This window comes from Cypionkella sp. TWP1-2-1b2, from assembly GCF_049896245.1.
Classification (GTDB): Bacteria; Pseudomonadota; Alphaproteobacteria; order Rhodobacterales; family Rhodobacteraceae; genus Cypionkella.
Genome location: NZ_JAFCTX010000001.1, coordinates 17,745 through 38,266, shown reverse-complemented (window position 1 = coordinate 38,266; position 20,522 = coordinate 17,745). Strand labels below are relative to the sequence as shown.

General features: G+C 62.0%; 22 protein-coding genes. 7 read left to right on the top strand and 15 right to left on the bottom strand.

Going from position 1 to position 20,522, the window contains the following annotated elements; translation table 11 throughout:
- Positions 1 to 84: 84 nt before the first annotated feature.
- The 5 genes from ACP7AP_RS00215 to ACP7AP_RS00195 all read right to left on the bottom strand — a co-directional run bounded on the left by ACP7AP_RS00215 (position 85) and on the right by ACP7AP_RS00195 (position 4,084).
- A complete protein-coding gene (locus tag ACP7AP_RS00215; protein ID WP_426031030.1) occupies positions 85 to 474 on the bottom strand; it encodes a hypothetical protein in 390 nt (129 codons plus the stop codon).
- A complete protein-coding gene (locus ACP7AP_RS00210) occupies positions 471 to 1,217 on the bottom strand; it encodes an ABC transporter ATP-binding protein (protein WP_426031028.1) in 747 nt (248 codons plus the stop codon). The genes ACP7AP_RS00215 and ACP7AP_RS00210 overlap by 4 nt, the downstream gene beginning before the upstream one ends.
- Positions 1,214 to 2,008 (bottom strand): MlaE family ABC transporter permease, encoded by a 795-nt coding sequence (locus tag ACP7AP_RS00205; protein WP_426031026.1) that lies wholly within the window; start codon positions 2,006 to 2,008, stop codon positions 1,214 to 1,216. The genes ACP7AP_RS00210 and ACP7AP_RS00205 overlap by 4 nt, the downstream gene beginning before the upstream one ends.
- Positions 2,005 to 3,054 (bottom strand): alanine racemase, encoded by a 1,050-nt coding sequence (alr, locus tag ACP7AP_RS00200; protein WP_426031024.1) that lies wholly within the window; start codon positions 3,052 to 3,054, stop codon positions 2,005 to 2,007. Before alr ends, ACP7AP_RS00205 begins: the two co-directional genes overlap by 4 nt.
- Before the next feature lie 250 nt (positions 3,055 to 3,304).
- The gene (locus ACP7AP_RS00195) at positions 3,305 to 4,084 is read right to left on the bottom strand and encodes an SDR family oxidoreductase (protein WP_426031022.1); all 780 of its coding nucleotides are present in this window, start codon (positions 4,082 to 4,084) and stop codon (positions 3,305 to 3,307) included.
- A 465-nt stretch (positions 4,085 to 4,549) separates the two neighbouring features.
- On the opposite strand from ACP7AP_RS00195, the gene ACP7AP_RS00190 reads away from it, so the two are divergent.
- Both ACP7AP_RS00190 and ACP7AP_RS00185 read left to right on the top strand, forming a co-directional pair.
- Positions 4,550 to 5,068 carry a hypothetical protein gene (locus ACP7AP_RS00190; RefSeq protein WP_426031020.1) on the top strand — a complete coding sequence of 173 codons (519 nt, stop codon included), beginning with the start codon at positions 4,550 to 4,552 and terminating at the stop codon, positions 5,066 to 5,068.
- A gap of 158 nt (positions 5,069 to 5,226) precedes the next feature.
- Complete coding sequence (locus ACP7AP_RS00185; RefSeq protein WP_426031018.1) at positions 5,227 to 5,526, top strand: hypothetical protein; 300 nt, start codon at positions 5,227 to 5,229, stop codon at positions 5,524 to 5,526.
- Between the two features lie 209 nt (positions 5,527 to 5,735).
- On the opposite strand, the gene ACP7AP_RS00180 is transcribed toward ACP7AP_RS00185, so the two are convergent.
- The 3 genes from ACP7AP_RS00180 to pyrC all read right to left on the bottom strand — a co-directional run bounded on the left by ACP7AP_RS00180 (position 5,736) and on the right by pyrC (position 9,292).
- The gene (locus tag ACP7AP_RS00180) at positions 5,736 to 7,247 is read right to left on the bottom strand and encodes a replicative DNA helicase (RefSeq protein WP_426031016.1); all 1,512 of its coding nucleotides are present in this window, start codon (positions 7,245 to 7,247) and stop codon (positions 5,736 to 5,738) included.
- 232 nt (positions 7,248 to 7,479) lie between these two features.
- A complete protein-coding gene (locus tag ACP7AP_RS00175) occupies positions 7,480 to 8,160 on the bottom strand; it encodes an orotate phosphoribosyltransferase (RefSeq protein ID WP_426031014.1) in 681 nt (226 codons plus the stop codon).
- Positions 8,161 to 8,248: 88 nt separating this feature from the next.
- Positions 8,249 to 9,292, bottom strand: coding sequence for a dihydroorotase (pyrC, locus tag ACP7AP_RS00170; RefSeq protein WP_426031012.1), 1,044 nt, complete (start codon positions 9,290 to 9,292; stop codon positions 8,249 to 8,251).
- Between the two features lie 210 nt (positions 9,293 to 9,502).
- On the opposite strand from pyrC, the gene ACP7AP_RS00165 reads away from it, so the two are divergent.
- Complete coding sequence (locus tag ACP7AP_RS00165) at positions 9,503 to 9,811, top strand: antibiotic ABC transporter (RefSeq protein ID WP_426031010.1); 309 nt, start codon at positions 9,503 to 9,505, stop codon at positions 9,809 to 9,811.
- Between the two features lie 28 nt (positions 9,812 to 9,839).
- A complete protein-coding gene (locus ACP7AP_RS00160) occupies positions 9,840 to 10,235 on the top strand; it encodes a lysozyme inhibitor LprI family protein (protein ID WP_426031008.1) in 396 nt (131 codons plus the stop codon).
- 342 nt (positions 10,236 to 10,577) lie between these two features.
- Here the strand turns inward: ACP7AP_RS00160 and ACP7AP_RS00155 are convergent, their stop codons facing one another.
- Positions 10,578 to 11,546, bottom strand: a complete 969-nt coding sequence (locus tag ACP7AP_RS00155; RefSeq protein WP_426031006.1) for a hypothetical protein — start codon at positions 11,544 to 11,546, stop codon at positions 10,578 to 10,580.
- Positions 11,547 to 11,665: 119 nt separating this feature from the next.
- On the bottom strand, positions 11,666 to 12,715 hold the full coding sequence (locus tag ACP7AP_RS00150; protein ID WP_426031004.1) for a glycosyltransferase family 2 protein: 1,050 nt from the start codon (positions 12,713 to 12,715) through the stop codon (positions 11,666 to 11,668).
- Positions 12,716 to 12,778: 63 nt separating this feature from the next.
- On the opposite strand from ACP7AP_RS00150, the gene ACP7AP_RS00145 reads away from it, so the two are divergent.
- From ACP7AP_RS00145 to ACP7AP_RS00135, 3 genes are all read left to right on the top strand, one after another.
- The gene (locus tag ACP7AP_RS00145; RefSeq protein WP_426031002.1) at positions 12,779 to 13,723 is read left to right on the top strand and encodes an MBL fold metallo-hydrolase; all 945 of its coding nucleotides are present in this window, start codon (positions 12,779 to 12,781) and stop codon (positions 13,721 to 13,723) included.
- Between the two features lie 265 nt (positions 13,724 to 13,988).
- Positions 13,989 to 16,466: an OmpA family protein gene (locus tag ACP7AP_RS00140; RefSeq protein ID WP_426031000.1), complete on the top strand. Its 2,478-nt coding sequence runs from the start codon at positions 13,989 to 13,991 to the stop codon at positions 16,464 to 16,466.
- Positions 16,467 to 16,573: 107 nt separating this feature from the next.
- Positions 16,574 to 17,536, top strand: coding sequence for an XdhC family protein (locus ACP7AP_RS00135; RefSeq protein WP_426030998.1), 963 nt, complete (start codon positions 16,574 to 16,576; stop codon positions 17,534 to 17,536).
- A 60-nt stretch (positions 17,537 to 17,596) separates the two neighbouring features.
- Here ACP7AP_RS00135 and ACP7AP_RS00130 read toward each other — a convergent pair whose 3' ends face one another.
- The 5 genes from ACP7AP_RS00130 to infC form a co-directional block, all read right to left on the bottom strand.
- Positions 17,597 to 18,328, bottom strand: a complete 732-nt coding sequence (locus ACP7AP_RS00130; protein ID WP_426030996.1) for an aspartate/glutamate racemase family protein — start codon at positions 18,326 to 18,328, stop codon at positions 17,597 to 17,599.
- Between the two features lie 57 nt (positions 18,329 to 18,385).
- The gene (locus tag ACP7AP_RS00125) at positions 18,386 to 18,973 is read right to left on the bottom strand and encodes a YdeI/OmpD-associated family protein (RefSeq protein ID WP_426030994.1); all 588 of its coding nucleotides are present in this window, start codon (positions 18,971 to 18,973) and stop codon (positions 18,386 to 18,388) included.
- 65 nt (positions 18,974 to 19,038) lie between these two features.
- Entirely contained in the window at positions 19,039 to 19,461 is a 423-nt protein-coding gene (locus ACP7AP_RS00120; RefSeq protein ID WP_426030992.1) for an SRPBCC family protein, read from the bottom strand.
- Complete coding sequence (locus ACP7AP_RS00115) at positions 19,454 to 19,804, bottom strand: ArsR/SmtB family transcription factor (protein WP_426030990.1); 351 nt, start codon at positions 19,802 to 19,804, stop codon at positions 19,454 to 19,456. The genes ACP7AP_RS00120 and ACP7AP_RS00115 overlap by 8 nt, the downstream gene beginning before the upstream one ends.
- Positions 19,805 to 19,918: 114 nt before the next feature.
- Complete coding sequence (gene infC, locus ACP7AP_RS00110) at positions 19,919 to 20,521, bottom strand: translation initiation factor IF-3 (RefSeq protein WP_426030988.1); 603 nt, start codon at positions 20,519 to 20,521, stop codon at positions 19,919 to 19,921.
- Position 20,522: the final 1 nt, after the last annotated feature.

Here is a 20,522-nt window from a genome sequence, read left to right as displayed (position 1 = left end):
GTTAGCGACCAAAGCTTGGGGCATGAGCATGGTTGTGTCGGGATCGGAAACAGTGCCGCAACCTGCGCGGGAAATTGGCGCAGCTCAGGCCGAAAGCGCGGTATAGGCCAGCGCTGCGATCACCAGTGCCGCGCAGAGAATCACCAACAGATGCGCCCAGCGGGGATGCAAACCAGAACGCCACGCCTCGCGCAGCCAATCTTGCAGCACATAGCCGTAGGTGAACAAAGTCATCGAGCGGTTCATGCCGAGAAGGTCCGCATCGGTCGGGTGCCACGGCGCGAGCATCCAGAGGGTGAGGGCAATACTGGTGATCACTTGGACCCAAGCCAGAATCCGATCATCCGAGCGCGCGTTCAGGCTGGCGATCCCCGCGATGGCGATGCTGGCGGGCAGCAGAGTAATGGCAAGGGCGGGCAAGGGACGCTCGACCAAGGTGATCAGTTGGGCGGCGAGGGTCAGCGGTTCGGTCATCTTACAGATTCGATCGGGCCTTCGGCGCGGCCATGGATGAATTGTTGCAGATAGGGATCGTCGGCTTGATCCATATCCGACACCGGGCCGGTCCAGCGGATCAGCCCATCATGCAGCATCGCCACCCGGTCGGCGATGGCGCGGACCGAGGACATGTCATGGGTGATCGTCATTGCTGTGACGCCCATTTCTGTGACAATCTCGCGGATCAGCGCGTTGATGACGCCGGACATGATCGGATCTAGGCCGGTGGTGGGCTCATCAAAGAAGATGATTTCAGGCTCGGCGGCAATGGCGCGGGCGAGGCCGACGCGCTTTTGCATACCGCCCGAAAGTTCGCCGGGAAACAGGTCAGCCGTTTCAGGTTTCAGCCCGACGCGGCGGAGTTTTTCGATGGCGATGGCACGGGCCTCATCACTCGGCAGTTTGGTCGCACCCCGCATCAGCCGGAAGGCGACGTTTTCCCAGACTTTAAGGCTGTCAAACAGCGCGCCACCTTGGAACAACATCCCGAACCGGGCGAGGAAGGCGTCGCGATTGGCCTCGCGCACATCGGCACCGTCCAGCGTGATGCGGCCTGAATCGGGGGTAACGAGGCCGAGAATGGATTTCAGCAGCACGGATTTACCCGTGCCAGAGCCGCCGATGACCACCATGCTTTGCCCGCGCGGGATGGTCAGATTGACGCCACACAGGACGTGGTTTTTGCCGAAGGATTTGGCGACACGGGAAAGCTCTATCATGATCCGAACATCACCGAGGTCAGCACGAAGTTGGCAGCGAGGATCAGGATCGAGGCGGTGGCGACGGCGTTTTTGGTGGCTCCGCCCACGCCCTGCGCACCGCGACCGGAGTTCATGCCATAATAGCAGCCGATCAGGGTGGCGATGAAGCCGGACACAGCACCTTTGATCAGCGAGGAGACGACATCGGGGGTTTGCAGGAAATCGACGGTGTTTTTGATATAGCTGGCGCGGTTGAAGCCCAACTGCTCGGTTGAGACCAGAAAACCGCCCATGATGCCGATGATATCGCCGACGCCGACCAGCAGTGGCACGGTGAGGAAGCCCGCCAGCACGCGCGGCACGGTGAGGTATTTCATTGGGTTGGTCGACAGCGTTGTGAGGGCGTCGATCTGCTCGGTGACCTTCATCGTGGCGATCTCGGCGGCGATGGAAGATGTGACGCGGGCGGCGATCATCAGGCCGACGAGCACCGGCCCAAGCTCGCGCACCATACCGATGGCGACGATCTGCGGCACCACGGCCTCGGCTGAAAAGCGTTGGCCGCCGGCGTAGATTTGCAGGGCGAGTGCGCCGCCTGTGAAGATCGCGGTGAGGCCGACGACCGGCATCGACAGCCAGCCGACTTGCATCAGCGCGGTGAAAAATTCACGGCGGTAGAACGGTGGGCGGACGATGTGTGACAGGGTCAGGGCGGCATAGATCGCAATCCGGCCAATAGCTGCAAGGGCGTTGAAGGTGGCGCGGCCAAGTCTGGCGAGGCCGGATGCGGGCAGGGCGAGTAGGCTCACGCGGTGCCCTCGTAATAACGCCGGATGTAGCGGGGGCTAAGGCTGGTCAGGATTTCATAGCCAATGGTGCCTGCGATATCGGCAAGCTCATCGACGGTTTGGTTGGGGCCGATGATGTCGAGAGTACGCGGGATTTGGGGCAGGTGGCTGATATCGACGGTGATCAGATCCATTGAGACGCGGCCAATCAACGGGCAAGGGGTGTCACCATCCCAGAGCACGGCATTGTTAGACAGGGTGCGCGGCAGGCCGTCGGCATAGCCTGCCGAGAGGGTGGCGATGGTCGATGGCGCGTCCGCCACCCAAGCGCAGGCATAGCCGACAGCCTCGCCTGCCGCGACTTGGCGGGTCTGAATGACGGGGAGCGATAGGGTGACCGCAGGCCGGGCGGCCTCATACGGGTGGCCACCGAACAGGCCGATGCCGGGGCGGGTCAGATCAAAGTGGTATTTTGGCCCCAACAGAATGCCGCCTGTGGCCGCGAGCGAGCGTGGCACGCCGGTGCCGTTGGTCATCGCAAGAAAAGTGGCAAGTTGGGTTTCATTCAAGCCATGGTCGGGATCATCGGCGCAAGCCAGATGCGACATCAGCAGTTCGGGGCCAGCTTCCAGCACGAAGGGGGCGATGGCTTCCCATTCGGGTTCTTCCATGCCGAGGCGGTTCATGCCGGTGTCAAGTTGCACACCAAAGGCATGGCCGGGTAGCGATTCGAGATGGCGGGTGACTTGATCGAGGCTGTTCAGCATCGGGGTGAGGTCAAGATCGCCGATCATATCGGTGTCGCCTGCCATATGGCCCGACAGGATGCAGATTTGCGGGCCTGGGCCTAAGACTTGGCGCAGGGTTGCACCTTCTTCGGTGACGGCCACGAAAAAGCGCCGCGCACCGGCTTGGGCAAGGGCACGGGCGACCCGCGTGATGCCAAGCCCATATGCATCGGCTTTGACCACCGCAGCGGTCTGCACCCCCGAAGCGGAGGCTTTATCCAAGGCGCGCCAGTTGGCGGCGATGGCGTCGAGGTCGATGGAGAGGGTTGCTGTAGCCATTTGTCGGTTTTGACAGGGCGGCGCGCGGGGTCAAGGGGGAATTCGCGGGTGAGCGCTATACGGGTGCGGTCTCGGGGGTGGGAGGCGGATCAGAAAACGCGCTGGGGGCGCGTTTTCCCGACGAGCGGAGGCCCCGCTCGACCGCTGCTGCCGCTGGGATTTTCTGGATGCGCGGCGCGTGTGGAGGCGGGGGAGCGCGCCGCGCGGGAGTATTTCAGAAAGAGCAATCCGGTAGAGGGAGTGTTTGGGTCTAGGTGCCGATGGCGCGGTCGAGATGGGTGTAGCCGCCGTCGACGAACAGCCATTGCCCGGTGGTATGGGCCGCGCGGGGCGAGAGCGCGAAGACGGTGGTGGCGGCGATCTCACGCGCTTCGGTCATGCGCTGGCCGAGGGGGATGCGGGAGGTGATTTGGGCTTTTTGCGCGGTGGGGTCGGGGAAGCTTTGCAGCCATGCCGCATACATAGGGGTTAAGACTTCCGCCGGGATCACGGCGTTGACGCGCACGCCCCAAGGTGCCAAGGCTGCGGCCCATTCGCGGGTCAGACCCAGTTGGGCGGCTTTGGCGGCGACATAGGCCGAGGTGCTGCCTTGACCTGTCACCGCCGTCTTCGAGGCGATGTTGACGATGGCGCCAGCGCTTGCCTTGAGGTCGGCTTGCAGCAGATGGGCGAGGGTGTAGTAGTGCAACAGGTTTTGGTCGAGAGAGGCGCGGAAGGCCTCGGGTGGGGTGTCGAGATCAAGGTTGTCGTTGGTGCCTGCGTTGTTCACCAAGCCATAGATCTGGCCCCACTGGTTTTGTGCTTGCGAGACGGCGCGGCGGCAGTCTGCGTCACGTGAGAGATCGGCTTGCAGCCAGCCGGATTTGGGGCTGAGGGCTTTGAGGCCTTTCAAGAAGGCTTCGGGCGGAGTGCTGCGGGCGAAGATGACCGGGATGGCGCCTTCTTCGGCCAAGGTTTGGCTGATGGCGGCCCCGATGCCTGCGGCCCCTCCGGTGACGATGATGACTTTGTCCTTAAGACCCAGATCCATTGCTGCCTCGCTGCCCGATATGTTGCGACATGCTGACGGTTGCCAGCGGCATTGCCAAGGGGCAAGGCTGTTTTGATCGGGTTTTGGAGATGGTCAGGCCCTGGGCAACAAGAAACTGCCCATGGCACAGCAAGCCTTGCGGCGCGGCGCTGCGGAGCGGAGGCGGGCTGCATTGCTGCGGCGAGATATGGCTGACGCGGCGGCGGCAATGGATGTGCTGGGGTAAAGTCAGGGCGCTGATGCTGCGGCTGTCGAAGTACGGGGCGAAACGAATATCCGGCGCGGGTTGCTGAGGAAGGCCGCGACGGGGACGGTCACCAAAATGGGCAAGATGGTGATCTGCTGCTGGTGGGGTTGAGGACGCTGGGGCTTTGTATATTGGGCTGGAGGATGCGGTCGTTCTGCCCCTGCCGCCGCTGTTGGTGCTGGGCGCGTTGCTGTTGGCTTATCTGGCCGGATGGACCGGTGGCATTGCGCAAACTGTTCGGCGCGGGCCGCTGCGACATTGATCTGTTGATGTGGGGCGGCGCTGGCGGCGGCTTCGGTGGCGGCGGCACTGGAAGGCGTGGTCTCGCTGGCGCTGTTCGCGTTGTCGCGCGCATTCGCGTTGTCGCGCGCGATGGAGCTTTGCGCGATGGGGCGGTGGCTGCTTTGATGGCGCTGCCCCCCCGATACTGCGCTGCGCTTGCACGGGGTGTTGGCGCGGGGCTCGCCATGCCAAGACGCGATGTCCCGCGCGGTGGTGATCTCGGTTCTGGCGGTGATCTTGTTGGCATTGGCTGCTGCGGGGCGGCGAATGCGCGGATAGGGGCGGATCTGTTGCATCGAGATTTGCCGGCCTTGCAGCCGCCTAAGCGCAGACCATGGTCTGTTTTGGCCGAGGGGCGCTGGTTTTTGGGGCCTTGGCGTAGGCGGCGGCAGATACGCCGCGCGCTGCTGCTGCGGCGGCCGCCTTGTGCGACGCAGGGGTGGCGCAGCTTGTGATGATGACCGGGGATCGCCGCGCGCGGCTTTGCCGATTGCAATCGCGCTTGGGGTGCGGCCGCAGGAGGTGTTCGCCGAACTGATGCCTGCCGACAAACTGCGGCTCGTCGGTGATCTGGCTTGGCGGGGTAGGGTGGCATTTGTCGGCAACAGGGTGAATGGCGCGGGCGGATATGGTGGGGACTGCGGGAAGTCAGGTGGCATTGCAGGCCGCCGATGTGATGTTGCTGTCCGACGATATGGCGCGTCTGGCGCTGGCGCATCGGCTGGTGCGGCGGATGGCATGGGTGATCAAGCAGAACCTTGGTTTCGCACTGGGCGCGATGGCGGTGCTGGTGGTGATGGGCGTGTTTTTCAACCTGCCGCTGCCGTTGGCGGTGATCGGCCATGAGGGCGGCACGTTGCTGGTGGTGCTGAACGGACGGCGCTTGCTGCGCGATCCGATCCGGGTGGGGTGATCTGGGAACGGGGCGGTCTCGGCCCCCATCGAGGGGGCGCTCGACCGCGCTGCCGGGGGATGGGTTATCGAGCGGGAGGGATGGGGCTGGCCTGCGCCTCCGGCGGGGATATTTGCGCCAATGTGAATGGCAGCGGCTTGGCACTGTGGCAGGCCGTGCGGTGGGCGCGGCCTGAGTGAGGGCGGTTTGGGTGCTTGGGCGCGATTGCCTTAAAACCCCACGTCGTCGCCGGGGCCGGAGCCCTGCCATTGTTTGGCGAGGTTGCCAAAGCGGGTGAAGCGGCCCTCAAACGAAAGCTCGACATGGCCGATCGGGCCGTGGCGCTGCTTGCCAATGATCACTTCGGCCTTGCCGCGCACGCTTTCCATGGTGACCTGCCACTGCGCCATTTTTTCCAACTCGTGATCGCCGGGCTTTTCGCGTTCTTTATAATATTCGTCGCGGTAGACGAACATCACCACGTCGGCGTCTTGCTCGATCGAGCCGGATTCGCGCAGATCTGACAGCTGTGGGCGCTTGTCTTCGCGGGATTCGACCTGACGCGATAGCTGTGAGAGCGCGATCACCGGGATGTTAAGCTCTTTGGCGATGGCCTTCAGGCCTTGGGTGATTTCCGAGACTTCCTGCACGCGGTTGTCGCCTTTGCCGGTGCCTTTCAACAGCTGCAAATAGTCGATGATCAGCACATCCAGGCCATGCGTGCGTTTCAGGCGCCGCGCGCGGGCGGCGACTTGGCTAATGGGGAGCGCGGGGGTGTCGTCTATGTAAAGCGGGCAGGATTCCAGCGATTTCGCGGCCTCGACGAATTTGCGGAACTCAAATTCCTGCATATCGCCGCGACGGATTTGTTCGGAGGGGACTTCGGAGGCCTCGGACAGGATACGCGCGGCGAGTTGTTCCGAGCTCATCTCAAGACTGAAGAAACCGACGACACCGCCCTCAACCGCGCCCTCGTGGCCGTCATGGGTGCGGCCGCGTTTGTAGGCCTTGGCGATGTTGAAGGCGATGTTGGTGGCGAGCGAGGTTTTGCCCATCGACGGGCGACCGGCGAGAATCAGCAGGTCAGAGGCGTGCAACCCGCCGAGTTTTTTATCCAGATCAATCAGCCCGGTGGAGATGCCAGCCAGACCGCCGCCGCGTTGGTAGGCGGCGTTGGCGACGTTGACGGCTTCAGTCACGGCTTTCAGGAAGGATTGAAAGCCGCGCTCTGCCACGCCTTGCTCGCCCAGTTTGTACAGGCGCTGTTCGGCCTCGATGATCTGGTCTTTCGGTTCGGAGTCGATTTCAACCTTGGCGGCTTTGGCGGTCAGGTCACGCCCCAGCGCCATGAGTTCCCGGCGCACGGCGAGGTCATAGATCATCTGCGCATAGTCGCGCGCGGCGTAGGATGAAATCGCGGCACCTGCGAGACGCACAAGATAGGACGGGCCGCCGAGTTCTTTCAGACCTTCATCGTCCTCGAAATAGATTTTGAGGGTGACGGGCGACACCAGCGCGTTTTTCTGGATGCGGGCAGCGCTGCGTTCAAAGATGCGCTGATGCACCGGATCGAAGAAATGCTCTGGCTTCACCAGGCTTGCGATGCGGTCATAGACATCGTTGTTGGTCAAGATCGCGCCCAGCAGTTGCTGCTCGGCTTCGATGTTATGCGGCAGCGCCTCGGTTTCCGGGGCGGCGGCAACAGCGGGCGGCATCGGGCGGAGGGTGGCGAGTTCATTCATGGGCTGCCTCGTGTTCTGACCCAGACATACCGGGCAAGGGGGCGTTATTGCCCCAAATTGGCCCGCCGCGATAGCAGGCATATCTCTGTAGATAAGTCAGCGTTGAGTCGTATCTATCAGCACGATACTACCACATCTTGCGGGGAATGGGGGTGCAATCCACCAACAACCGCAGCTTTGTGCGGAGTTGTTCACAATCCGCCCACAGAGTCGCCCCCGGAAAATCTTTGCGCTATTTTGCAGCGCGGGCGGCTTGCCAAGCGCGGGGATCGTTCAGAAACACTTCAACCTCTGCCAAGGTTTTGGCATCAAACGACCCTTGCGCGCGGGCTTCGGTGAGGACGTCCCACCAGGTGCAGAGGTGGTGCAGCGCGACACCGTGATCGGCGAGGCGCTGGGTGGTTTCGGGGAAGATGTCGTAGTAGAAAATCACCGCCGTATGGGCGCAGGTAGCACCGGTTTGGCGAATGGCATCGACGAAGGACAGTTTAGAGCCGCCGTCGGTGGTCAGATCCTCGACCAGCAGCACGCGCTGGCCGGGCGTCATCACCCCTTCGATGCGGGCGTTGCGACCGTAGCCTTTTGGTTTCTTGCGGATGTAGGTCATCGGCAGGGCCAGACGTTCCGCCACCCAAGCGCCCAACGGGATGCCTGCGGTCTCACCGCCTGCGATGTTGTCGAAGGCTTCAAAGCCTGCATCGCGCATCACGGTGACGGTGAGGAAATCCATCAGGGTGGCGCGGATGCGGGGGTAAGAGATCAGCTTGCGGCAGTCGATATAGGTTGGGCTGGGCAGACCGCTCGCCAGTGTGAACGGGGTTTCGGCGTTGAAATGCACCGCCTTGATTTCCAGCAAAGCGCGGGCGGTGAGGCGGGCGATTTCTGACGCAGGGGGGAAGCTGGTCGGGATCATGGCGGTTCCTTTATGGCGGGGCTCGACGCTCCCTTACGGGCGCTTCTCGCGCAAGCGCAGAGGCCTGAGAGGGCCGATAAGCGGGTGGTCAGGCCTCGACGTGCCAATGCACGGGAAAGCCAGGGTTGAAGACGGTGACGGGGCCCGCTTCGGTGAGAATTTTTTCGGGGAAGCTTTGCGGCTGTTCGTGTTTGACAAGGGTGAGTTGCGTCTCATTGACGGGCAGGCGGTAGAAGGCGGGGCCGTTGAGGCTGGCAAAGGCTTCGAGGTGGTGCAGCGCGGCTTCTTCCTCGAACACATGCGCCAGCAGCGGCATGGTGTTGGTGGCGGTGAAGCAGCCCGCACAGCCGCAGGCGTGTTCTTTCAGCGCATCGACATGCGGGGCTGAATCGGTGCCGAGCAGAAAGCGAGCTTCGCCAGAGGTGGCGGCGGCGCGTAAGGCGAGGCGGTGCTTTTCACGTTTTGCGACGGGCAGGCAGTAGTAATGCGGCTTGATGCCGCCTGCGAGGATGTGGTTGCGGTTGATGATCAGATGATGCGTGGTGATGGTGGCGGCCAGATCATCGCCGCCTGCGCGGGCGTAAGCCACGCCTTCCTCGGTTGTGATATGCTCCATCACCACCCGCAGGCCGGGGATGCGGCGGCGCAGGGGATCAAGCACGATGTCGATGAATACGGCTTCGCGGTCGAAAATATCGACAGAGGGGTCGGTGACTTCGCCGTGCAGGCACAACGGCAGACCGATCTCGGCCATTTTCTCTAACACGCCTTGGACTTTCGCGAAATCCGCCACGCCGGAGTGCGAGTTGGTGGTGGCCCCGGCGGGGTAAAGTTTAACGGCTTTCACCAGACCGGAAGCGGCAGCAGTGGCCACATCGGCGGCGTCGGTGGTTTCGGTGAGATACAGCGTCATCAGGGGTTGAAACTTGGAGCCCGTTGGAAGCGCTGCCATGATCCGCTCGCGGTAGGCCTGTGCCTGCGCGCCTGTCACCACGGGGGGCACGAGGTTGGGCATGATCAGGGCCCGGGCGAAATGCCGCGCGGTTTCGGGCAAAACGCCCTTCAGCATCGCGCCATCGCGCAGGTGCAGGTGCCAGTCATCGGGGCGGCGAAGCGTGAGGCTTTGTGTCATGGCAACTCAGATAGCCTAGGCCCCAGTGATTCTCTAGGGGGTGCAATTCTGAGGCAGATGCGCGTCTTGGCGGCAAGTGGCGCAGGGTTGCGACATCTGGCTGTGTCAATTCGGGGCTATGCCTCCTGCGCAGAGAGGTACCGCGCAAAAGCTCTTGTTGCGGCGCAGCATAGGGCTACGTCATATAAGCAACTTGTTCAGGAGAACACGATGAAGCTGATGACTCCGATGGATTTTATCGCTCCGGCGCTTCAGGCGAGCCAGATCATGGCGGAATCGCAGATGGTGATCGGGATGCGACTGGCAGGCATGGCGGGGCTGTGGCCGATGGCAAAATCTGAAACCGACCGGATGCTGGCGGAAAAGCTGTCTGCGGGGATGGATCCGGCACATGCCGCGTTGCGCAGTGGCATGGCGGGCGGTAATCTTTCCGAAATGGCAATGGCGGCGATGCAGCCCGTGCGGGCGAAAACCCGCGCCAATGCCAAGCGGTTGCAGCGCAAGGTAACGGGTGGCTGAGGCCACGCCCGCGAACGGGGGGATATAGATGCGGTTGAATTGGTTGGGATGTGTGGCGGCGCTGGCATCGGCTCCGGCACTGGCGCAGGATGTTGATTGCGCCAATGCCGAGGTGCAGGTTGAGATGACCTACTGCGCCGAGCAAGATTGGCTGGCCGCTGATGCCGATTTGAACGCGGCCTACGGTGTGGCGCGGGACTTGATGCAGGGCATTGATGCAGACCTTGAAGCGTCACAGCGCGGCGCTGCGGATTATTTGCGCGATGGCCAGCGGGCTTGGGTCACCTTCCGCGATGCGACTTGCGCGGCTGAGGGCTATACGATGCATGGTGGGTCGGCAGAGCCGATGGTGATCTATGGCTGCCGTGCGCGTTTGACCGCGCAGCGCACAGCTGATCTTGAGGCGATGGCTGAGGAATACTGAACGTTAGAGCGGGTTGCGTTTGATCTGATGCAATGCTCGTCGAGCGCCGAAAAAACCTTCCCAGCGGGGAAACACTTGTGGGTTTCTTCATTATAGACGGTTTTATCACCACATGTTGTGGTCTTGTAGCGTGCTGTGATTTGAAGGATTGTTAAAGATTGAGGCGACAAGCCTGCTGCGCCTGATCAAACCCCAGAGCGGTTTCCGGATCGGTTTGTACCTATCTTTAGTCGGCATGCGCGCCAATACCTGCACGCAATCCGATGCCGCTTGTGTCAGGAAAAATGCAAACCGGTTTTATATCGCGGCAGCGCGCGCCACCTCAGTTTGTGGGGCAGGCTGTTAGGCGTCGGCCCCAGCCTGAACAACCGTCTCTACCCCTGCCATTCGATCGGTCAATTTCGCCAGACGGCGAGCAAAGCTGGGCGCGCGCAGGCGCTGGCTGACCGAGCGGCAGATCATGATCGCCAGTTTATTGCGCCCGGTGTTTTCGGCTTTGGCAAGGATCGCGCGCAGGTAAGGTGAGTAATGCCGCCGCGCCCGCCACAGCACTGCGAAGCTTTGCATCGTCAGGGTTCCTTCCATCGCCTGATCAACCAGAGCGGGTAGAATACCGCTGCCGATCAGCGCGCGTTCCAGCGTATCGCCCATGTGTCGGGCCGACAGCCGGGTGATATAGGGCGCGCGGAACAGGCTGGCGTGCATCGCCTCGGCGGCAATGGTGGGATCGTGGATCACCACGGCAGTCCCGGCACCTTCCAGCATGTCAGGCGCATAGCCATAGCGTGAGGTGAAATCGAGCCTGCGGGCGGCAAGGTCGCGCCGATCCCACCGCGATTGCGCAGGTTCCAGCGTGGCGCGCGGGTTCAGCGCCAGCACTTGCGCCCCCGGTGCCGTCACTGCAAAGGCGCAAGCGGCATAGCCCGCCATGCCCGCGCCGTAGAACAACACCTGATCGAAATCTTCAAAGAATGCGTCATCGACCTGACGGTCAAAGAAGCCATAAACCGCCGGATCGCGAAACCAAGTGTCGCCATCGGCGATGATGGTCAGCACCGACCAGCCATACGCGCGGGCCAGAGCATCGGCCAAGGGCATCTGATTGGGGCGGGCGAGTACGGCGTCAATCGTCTCAAAGCTGACCAGCAAAGTGGTGCCTTCATCGGCGAAATAGGCCCAATGTGCATCGCCCACACTGTGGAAATAGCCCGAATCTTCGGTCGCCTTTTCCATGCGCTGCTCCCACGCATCGCGGTCGGGCAGTGTGTCGGTTGGCGGTGGCAACTCGGCAATTTCGGCAAAATCGGTCATTTTACATCCAGTCAAACGCTTTACAGGGGGCACTATGGGGTTATGCCATAATCTGCCCTCTGCGCCGTTACGGCAAGCGCAGATCAGGCCAAACTAGCATGGGCTTTGTGAACACTGGGTTAAGACTGTTTCAAGCTGCGATGCTTCGTGTGCCCTTGCGCGTGCCGCAGCACATGGCGCGCCCGCTCTGGTTGTAAAACCTGCGATGGCGGCGTCATCAGCAAGCGGCCAAACAACGCGCGCCACGGCTCTTGCTGCATCAGAGTCTCAAAGCGCGCCTGTCGCCATGCCACGGCTTGATGGTGCAGCGGGCCGAGGATGGGGTCGGCCATCAGTTCGGCGCGTAGCGGCGCGGAGTTCAGCTTCAGGATCGAGCGGTCTTCGACTTCACTGAAGTTGCGCTCGACCCAATAGCTCATATCAAACCCCGAAGCGTCGCGGTTGGCGCGGCCGCGGTCGGCCTTGACCAGATAGTTCTGCATTGACCCCAGCGCGTAGTGGTTCAACTGCACCAGTTGATAATTGTCGCGTGTGTAGTCCGAGAAAATCCGCGCTTGCGGAAAGTCTGCGGGCAGCGGGCGGCCCGAGCCGTCAAACCATCTCGCTTGGCCTGCGCGCGCAGGATCAGGGTTGCGGGGGCGATGCACGCCGAGTTTGCGGTAAGTGCCGTCATTGCGAAACAGCGTTTTGAACAGTTGCGCGCGCCATGGCCATGCAAAGCTGGCGGGGGCGGCGCTGGTGAAGGTTTCGGTTATGGGCTGATCGGTGATTTCGATCACTCCCGCATTGCCAAACATCCGCCAAGTCAGCGCGATGGCGGTGGCCTCGGGCAGGGCGTTCAGCAGCGCCGAAAGGCTGCGGTCGCCGGTATGGATGTTGACAAACTCGTCGATGTCGCAAAACAGCAGCCAATCGGCCTGTGCAACCAGAGGGTGTTTATTGGCAGCCTTCAGCATCGCCCATTGCGGGCCTTCCGGGTGGGGTCCGGCGTTGCGGATATGGCTGAGCCAACCGATGGCTGAGAGGCGGTCAAGCATCACATCGGTGCCATCGCTGCAATCGTTGGAATAGACGAGGAAATCCGTAAAGCCACAGGCGCGGTGATGCGCCAGCCATTCGATCAGGAACGCACCTTCATTTTTCACTCCAAGCAGGGCGGTGGCGCGCATTCTGATCCTTTGCGGCGGGTTGGGGCGTTGTTTGCCTCCGGCGGGGATATTTGGGCAGAGAGGATGACCAAAGGAAAGGGGCAACTTGACGTGTGGGCGTGGCGGCGGCAAGCATGGCGCAAGTTTGGGGGGATTTCGATGCTGTCACACCTGCGGATATCAGAGCCTCATCCGGGGATACTGGCGTTTTATGATGGCCGGGTGGCGGGGCATCGCTTTGCCGATGGGCCGAATTGGGTCGATGATGGGGCGTTGTCGCTGGGAATCGCGTCTTATGCGCTGATCGCGGGGGCGCAGGCGATTGTCTATGACAGCCATGTTTCGGTGCTGCACGGGCGGTTTATTCGGGATACGTTAACGCAGCGCGGAGTGACGGATATCCGTGTGGTGCTGTCGCATTACCATCTGGATCATGTCGCGGGCACCGAAGCGTTTGCGGATTGTCAGGTGATCGCCAATGCCCGCACTCTGGCGCATCTGACCCAGCGGCAGGCGGCGATTGAGGCGGGCACCGATCACGGCCTGCCCGCAATCAATCCGCTGATCCTGCCGGATCTGGTGTTTGACGGGCATCTGACGCTTGATCTGGGCGGCGAGCGGGTGGAGTTGATTGAAGCCAATATCCACTCGGATGATGCGACGGTGCTTTGGTTGCCAGAGCGGCGGATATTGTTCGCAGGCGATACGGTCGAGGATTGCGTGACCTATGTCGGCGCGCCGCAGGATTTCGACATCCATCTCGCCGATCTGGCCCGGTTGCAGGCGCTGGGTGCAGAATGGGTGCTGCCCAATCATGGTGCGTCGGACGTGATAGCGGCGGCGGGCTATGGGCCGGGCCTACTGGCTGCGACGGCGGATTATATCCGGCATCTGCAGAACGATGATCCGCGCCCGATGGCGGAGATCATAGCTTTTTGGCTCGACAATGGCACCCTGCGCTACTTTGCACCCTATGAGGCGGTGCACGCGCAAAACCGCGCCAGGGTGAAAGCGATGCAGCAAAGTTGAACTGGGGAACCAGTGCCGCCATGCGGTGTTATCAAAAGTAAGGCTGACCACACGCGCTGAACGAGGCAGGTGCGAGCGGCTGGCACAGGAGAGCGATCTGGGAGGACTGCTAGCCGATATCATTGCAAAACCCAGCCAATTTGGCCTGCGGTTTAGTCGCTGTTATCGCATATCACCGCCCATCCTGTGCTTTGATGCCAAAGAGGCGGCCCAGTTCGGAATCAGTTTTGAACCTTGCCGCCACGCGATTTTGAAAGGACGACCAATGAGAAGAATGCTTGGAACCACCACGGCGCTGTCGATGGCGATGTTCAACGTACAGCCTTGGCCCTTGATGGCGCAAACGCTGACGGACAGCGGTGCTGTGGTGGCTGTGGATGGCACGGTTTTGTGCGAACCGACCGCAGATGCGGCTTGCGATCCGGCGGCATTTGTCGATCAGGCCAATGCGATCGCGGCGCGGATTGCGGAAGATGCGGCCAAAGCTGCGGCGGCGGCTGAAGCCGAAGCGCAGGCGCAAGTCGAGGCAGATGCCGCTGCTGCGGCTGCCCAAGCAGAAGCCGAAGCTGCCGCCGCTGCGCAGGCCGAGGCGGACGCTGCCGCGCAAGCCCAAGCAGAAGCTGCGGCACAGGCGGAAGCCGATGCGAAAGCCGCGGCTGATGCAGAAGCTGCTGCGCAGTCCGATGCTGACGCAAAAGCGCAAGCCGATGCCGAGGCTGCGGCTCAGGCCGATGTGGCCGCACAGGCTGACGCCGATGCAAAGGCTGCAGCGGATGCTGCCGCACAAGCCGAGGCTGATGCGAAAGCCGCCGCCGATGCGGAAGCTGCGGCTCAGACTGACGAGGATGCGAAAGCCGCTGTTGATGCTGCGGCCGCCGAAGCTGATGCGAAAGCCGCCGCCGATGCGGAAGCTGCAGCGCAGGCTGATGCTGATGCGAAAGCCGCTGCTGATGCCGCCGTGGCTGGCCAAACCGAGGCTGACGCGAAGGCCACCACCGAGGCCGATGCAGCCGCACAAGCCGATGCCGATGCCAAAGCGCAAGCCGATGCAGACGCTGCCGCCAAAGCTGAGGCTGATGCCGCAGCTGGCGCCGAGGTGACGCCTGACGTTGCTCCGGCTGACGAAACCGCCCCGGCGGATCAGGCGACCGAAGCCGCTCCGGCGGATGATTCCGATGCCGCGCCGATGGATCCGACGGTCGAAGCGGCACCGGCTGACCCTGCGACCGAAGAAGCGGCACCTGCGGATGCCACCACTGAAACTGCTCCGGCAGAGGGTGCGGACCCGGCTGCGGTTGATGCAACCACAACGGATGCACCCGTCGTGCTGCCTGCCACGGTGACCGATCCGGCCACCGGGGAAACCCTTGTGGTTGATCCGGCAACCGGTGCGGCTATGACCGAAGCAGAAGCCACAGCCCAAGCCGCCGAGCAGGAAAAGTCCCTCGCCGAAGCGCAAAAGGAAATCGCGGTTGAGGCGGATGGCAGCGTGGTTGACCCCTCGGCTGGCCTGAAAACCTCGCCACCCGTGATGAACCCTGACACCCCGCCAGTTGACGCGCCGGTTGCGTCTGAAGCAGAGGTGCAAACCCTGACCAACCTCTTGGCGCAGCCAGAAGGCGTTGATCCGGCCACGTTGGGGGCGGCTGCGGCTTTGGCAACGGCTACACCTGCTGTGGAGGGTGAAAAGCCCACCGATCAAGCCCCGTCGGCAGATGCGGTCGCGACCGTGACCGAAATGCTGACCAATGACAGCGTGCGGTCTTCGACGCAGGAATTTGCGCCGGCACCGGTGATGTTGGGTAGCGACAAGAAGAAAAAGAGCGGCCTGTCCGATCTGGAAAAAGTCGGTCTGGTGGCGCTGGGCGCTTTGGTGGTCGGTGCGATCATCAAGGACAACAACAAAGACCGCCGTGGTCGTGAGGGCGCGCAAGTGGTCTCGAACACCGGCGACCGGGTTGTGGTGCTGAAACCCGATGGCACCTATCAGGTCTACAAGGACGATGATGCCGTGCTGCGTCAACCGGGCTCGAACGTGCGGACCGAAACCTACCGCGATGGCTCTACCCGTTCGATTGTGGAACGTGCCGATGGCACCCAGATCGTGACGATCCGTGATGCCACTGGGCGTGTGCTGCGCCGCTCGCAATATGACAGCCGGGGCCGCGAATTGGTGCTGATCGACGATCTTGAGCCAGAACAGGTGGTGATCGTGCGCGATCTGCCGAAGCCACGTCCAAATCGGGTGGTGATCTCGACCTCGGACAACGACTATGCGCTGAAAGCCGCGCTTGCGGCGAAGGACATCGAGAAAATCGGCCGCACCTTCAGCCTGCGTCAGATCCGCGAGATTCCGCAGGTGCGCTGGCTGGCCGCGACGATTGATGTGGATAACGTCAATTTCGAGTCGGGATCTTCGGCGATCACGGCGGATGAGGCCTCGGATCTGGCTGATCTGGGCAGCTTGATGCAGGAAATGCTGGATAAAAACCCCGGCGAGATTTTCCTGATCGAAGGCCACACCGATGCAACCGGCAAGGCTGCGATGAACCTTGCTTTGTCGGATCGTCGTGCGGAATCGGTGGCACTGGCGCTGAGCGAGTATTTCGAGATCCCGCCGGAAAACATGGTCATCCAAGGTTACGGTGAGACCGAATTGCGAATCGACACCCAAAGCGATGAAAAGCGCAACCGTCGCGTGGCGGTGCGGATCATCACGCCGCTGTTGAAGGTCGGCAAGTAAGCATCAAATGGTGCGGAAGGCCCCGGGGGAAACCTCGGGGCCTTTTTCGTTTTGGCGGTGGCGGGCGGTTTGGCTTTGCGGCAAGTTGGCTGGAAAGGAGCCCCAGCATGAGCCATGATCTGATCCCCGAAGCCGCCCTCGCCTGGGCGCGTGCGGGCAAAGCTGCCGCCTTGGCGACGGTGGTGGAAACCTGGGGCTCGGCGCCGCGCCGGGCGGGCAGTCAGATGGCGGTGTCAGAGTTGGGCGAGATGGCGGGTTCGGTTTCGGGCGGTTGTGTCGAGGGTGCTGTGGTGCTGGAGGCTTTGGAGGCGATTGCCGCTGGGGTGCCCCGGCTGCTGAGCTATGGTGTGGCGGATGAGACGGCGTTCACGGCGGGGTTGGCTTGCGGGGGGACGATCCGGGTGTTGGTGGAGCCTGTGGCACCGATGTTGGGGCTGCTGGAGGATCTGGTGGCGGCACGGGCGGCGCGGGCTGCGGTGGGCTATGTGGTGGACATGGCGGATTGGAGCCGCAGGCTAATGGCCTTGGGGGACGAGGCTGCGGTGGATGCGCGCTTGCGGGCGGATAAGGCTGGGGTGGAGGACGGGCGGTTCATTCTGCCCTGCAACCCGCCCTTGCGGTTGATTGTGGTGGGGGCGGTGCATGTGGCCCAAGCCTTGGTCGCGATGGCGCGGCTGGCGGGGTATGATCCGATCCTGGTGGACCCGCGGCAAAGTTTTGCCACGGCGGCGCGGTTTCCCGGCGAGGTGATCTTGGAGGCTTGGCCGGACGAAGCGCTTCTTGGGTTGGGCTTGGACAGCCGGACGGCGGTGGTGACGCTGACCCATGATCCGAAGCTGGACGATCCGGCGATTATGGTGGCGTTGCGGTCGGGGTGTTTTTATCTCGGGTGCTTAGGGTCGCGAAAGACTCATGCGGCGCGGCTGGAAAGGTTGCGGGCTGTGGGGTTTTCTGAGGCCGAGATCGGGCGGATACGTGCGCCGGTGGGGCTGGCGATTGGGGCGCAGGGGCCGGAGGAGATTGCGGTGTCCATTCTGGCCGAGGTGACGGCGGTTTTGCGGGGGGTATAGGGTGGTCCCAACTCGGGACCTTTTTTGTTTGTTTTATATCAATGACTTGGGTGTGTTGATTTAAGGATTTGTTAAGACTTGCGCCAGATCGAGCGCGGTTTCGCAATGGATCAAGGTGGTGTCGAACACCGGGACCGCGACGTTGGCTTGGCTTAAAAGCATCCCGATTTCGGTGCAGCCGAGGATCAAACAATCGGCACCTTGCGTGATCAGGCGGGCGGCGATGGACTCGAAAGCGCTGCGGCTGTCATCGGTGGTGATGTCGCGGCACAACTCGGCGTAGATGATGCGGTGGATGGTGCTGCGATCATCCGTGTCGGGGATGATCGGGGTCAGGCCAGCGGCGTGAAGTTTGTCGGTGTAGAAAGCTTCCTGCATGGTGAAGGCGGTGGCCATCAGGCCGGGGCGTGTCAGCCCGGCTTGGGCGATGCGGGTGGCGGTGGCCTCGGCGATGTGCAGCAGGGGAATGGTGACGCCGTCCATCATCGGGGCGGCCAGTTTGTGCATGGTGTTGGTGGCGAGCAGCAGGATGTCGGCGCCGCCGCGTTGCAGGGCTTTTGCATTTGCGTTGAGGATATCGCCTGCGGCATCCCAGTCACCGCTGGCTTGCAGGGCGGCAATCGGGGCGAAATCTATCGAGCGGATCAGCAGTTCGGGCGAGTGCAGGCCACCAAGGCGATGCCGCGTCAGATCACAGAGGGGGCGGTAGTAGGTTTGGGTTGAGGCCGCAGACATGCCGCCGAGGATGCCGATGGTTTTCATCGAAGGTGAGGGCATGGCAGGGGCTTTCATAGGGGGTTTTTGGGGGGAGGCTACGGGTATCTCAAAAATGGCGGGGTGAACCCCGCCCTACCGATCGTGCATGCCCTTGCCATCCAGAATCCGGGCGCTGTGTTTTTCGATGCGGGCGGTTTTGGTGGTGGAGGCTTTGGGTTGGTTGAAATGCAAGAGATAACCGCGTCTGCGGCCCGGTGTCAGCGCGTCGAAGGCCAGCGCCAGATCGGGGTTTTCGTCGAGGGCTGCGATCAGTTCTTCGGGATAGGGCAGATCATCCTTGGCGAAGGTGACTTTCTGGCCGGATTTCTCTAGCGCGATGGCGGCCTCGGTATAAGCGGTCAGGGTCGCTGTGGCGGCGGTGATTTGCGCCATATCGGTGAATTTCACCATCCGCACGGAACGGGAATTTTCGCCGGGAGGTATCAGGATGGCTTCTGGATCGGGCAGTAAGACGCCCTTGAAAAAGCCCAGAACGCAGGCGTCTTTGAAGCCCCAGAGGGTGGCGACATTGCCACCCTCAAAGCAATAGCAGGGGCCGCGCCATTTGAAAATTTCCGTCAGACCGCAGCCCAGCAGAATGGCGCGCAGGGCGCGCAACTCGGCTTGCCAGATTGGGGCTGCGTTGAAGAAGGCGTCGATTTTGGGGTCGGGGGTGCTCATCGCCTGCGCCTTTGCATCGGATCGCATAGGGGTAGCGCAGGCGATGTTGTCTGTCTATCGGCGCGTCAGGCGAGGGTGGCTTGCAGCGCGTTCAGGATGCTGGTCCAACCGCGCTCGTGTCCGTTACGGCTATCCTCGGACTTGAAGCGCAGCTGCGTCAGTGTGACAAAGGTGCCGCCGTCTTGCGGGGAGAAGTCGATGCTGATGGTGCTGCCTTCGGCAGAATGCGGCGATTCCCAAGTGAAGCCGAGGCGGCTGTGCGGGGTGATTTCCAGATAGGTGCCGCCATGCGGGATTTCGCGGTCTTCCACCTTCATGGTGATGGCATAGCGGCCGCCGACTTTTGGGTCAGTTTCGGCATGGGCGACGCTGACGCCGATCCCAGAGGTCATGAATTTCATCAGCATTTTGGGGTCGAGCCATGCTGCGAACACCCGCTCGGGCGGGGCTGCGATCAGGCGGGATACGGTGAGGGAAAGTTCAGTCATCGGTCTGCTCCTTGGTGAGTAGGTCATCGAGTTTTTCGAGGCGCAGCGCCCAGATCGAGCGCAAAGCGGCGAACCATTGGTCGATCAGGGCCAGCGGAGCCATCTGCACCTCGATCAGATGCTCGCGCCACAGGGTGCGGCGGGAAACGAGGCCGGCTTGCTCCAGCACTTTGATGTGTTTCGAGACGGCGTTGAGGCTGATGTCAAAACGCGCGGCGATCTCAGTCACGCGGGTGGGGCCGGATTGCGCCAGCAGGGTCAGGATGCCGCGCCGGGTGGGATCGCTCGCGGCTTTGAGGATTTCGGTGAGGGGGTCTTCGGTGGGGGCTTGTTGTTCAACCATATGGATGAATTAGACTGTTGTGCGACATCAGTCAACCAAAAAGTGGAATGATGAAATTTGGGCATGAAAAAGGGGGCCAGTGGCCCCCAAATTCCGCATATTTGCCGGGCCGCCTTACTTCGGCGTCACCATCATCACCATTTGGCGGCCTTCAAGCCGCGGCATCGATTCGATTTTGCCCGCCTCGCCGACATCGGCTGCGACTCGGTGCAACAGTTCCAGACCGAGTTCCTGGTGTGCCATCTCGCGACCGCGGAAGCGCAGGGTGACTTTCACCTTGTCGCCTTCTTCGAGGAATTTCAGCACCGAGCGCATCTTCACGTCATAATCATGCGTGTCAGTGCCGGGGCGGAACTTGATCTCTTTGATCTCAATAATGTGCTGTTTCTTGCGGGCTTCGGCCTCACGCTTCTGCTGTTCATACTTGAACTTGCCGAAATCCATGATTTTACACACCGGAGGCTCGGCATTTGGCGAGATTTCCACCAGATCGAGCCCGGCTTCCTCGGCCATCTGCATCGCGCGTGCGGGGGTGACGACGCCGACATTTTCCCCATCTGCGCCAATCAGGCGAATCTCGGGCGACCGGATGCGATCGTTGATGCGCGGGCCGGTTTCGCGTTGCGGCGGGGCATTGTGAGGTCTGCGGGCTATGGTGGTGGTCCTTTGAATGGTTATTGGCTGGCACAAGATAGTCTTGGTGGGCGACAGCTTCAAC

Bases quoted from the DNA above. Each gene is read 5' to 3' on its own strand.
- ACP7AP_RS00215 (WP_426031030.1), bottom strand. From the start codon at position 474: ATGACCGAACCGCTGACCCTCGCCGCCCAACTGATCACCTTGGTCGAG.
- ACP7AP_RS00210 (WP_426031028.1), bottom strand. From the start codon at position 1,217: ATGATAGAGCTTTCCCGTGTCGCCAAATCCTTCGGCAAAAACCACGTC.
- alr (WP_426031024.1), bottom strand. From the start codon at position 3,054: ATGGCTACAGCAACCCTCTCCATCGACCTCGACGCCATCGCCGCCAAC.
- ACP7AP_RS00195 (WP_426031022.1), bottom strand. From the start codon at position 4,084: ATGGATCTGGGTCTTAAGGACAAAGTCATCATCGTCACCGGAGGGGCC.
- ACP7AP_RS00185 (WP_426031018.1), top strand. From the start codon at position 5,227: ATGGCGCGGGCGGATATGGTGGGGACTGCGGGAAGTCAGGTGGCATTG.
- ACP7AP_RS00180 (WP_426031016.1), bottom strand. From the start codon at position 7,247: ATGAATGAACTCGCCACCCTCCGCCCGATGCCGCCCGCTGTTGCCGCC.
- ACP7AP_RS00175 (WP_426031014.1), bottom strand. From the start codon at position 8,160: ATGATCCCGACCAGCTTCCCCCCTGCGTCAGAAATCGCCCGCCTCACC.
- pyrC (WP_426031012.1), bottom strand. From the start codon at position 9,292: ATGACACAAAGCCTCACGCTTCGCCGCCCCGATGACTGGCACCTGCAC.
- ACP7AP_RS00165 (WP_426031010.1), top strand. From the start codon at position 9,503: ATGAAGCTGATGACTCCGATGGATTTTATCGCTCCGGCGCTTCAGGCG.
- ACP7AP_RS00160 (WP_426031008.1), top strand. From the start codon at position 9,840: ATGCGGTTGAATTGGTTGGGATGTGTGGCGGCGCTGGCATCGGCTCCG.
- ACP7AP_RS00155 (WP_426031006.1), bottom strand. From the start codon at position 11,546: ATGACCGATTTTGCCGAAATTGCCGAGTTGCCACCGCCAACCGACACA.
- ACP7AP_RS00150 (WP_426031004.1), bottom strand. From the start codon at position 12,715: ATGCGCGCCACCGCCCTGCTTGGAGTGAAAAATGAAGGTGCGTTCCTG.
- ACP7AP_RS00145 (WP_426031002.1), top strand. From the start codon at position 12,779: ATGACCAAAGGAAAGGGGCAACTTGACGTGTGGGCGTGGCGGCGGCAA.
- ACP7AP_RS00140 (WP_426031000.1), top strand. From the start codon at position 13,989: ATGAGAAGAATGCTTGGAACCACCACGGCGCTGTCGATGGCGATGTTC.
- ACP7AP_RS00135 (WP_426030998.1), top strand. From the start codon at position 16,574: ATGAGCCATGATCTGATCCCCGAAGCCGCCCTCGCCTGGGCGCGTGCG.
- ACP7AP_RS00130 (WP_426030996.1), bottom strand. From the start codon at position 18,328: ATGAAAGCCCCTGCCATGCCCTCACCTTCGATGAAAACCATCGGCATC.
- ACP7AP_RS00125 (WP_426030994.1), bottom strand. From the start codon at position 18,973: ATGAGCACCCCCGACCCCAAAATCGACGCCTTCTTCAACGCAGCCCCA.
- ACP7AP_RS00120 (WP_426030992.1), bottom strand. From the start codon at position 19,461: ATGACTGAACTTTCCCTCACCGTATCCCGCCTGATCGCAGCCCCGCCC.
- ACP7AP_RS00115 (WP_426030990.1), bottom strand. From the start codon at position 19,804: ATGGTTGAACAACAAGCCCCCACCGAAGACCCCCTCACCGAAATCCTC.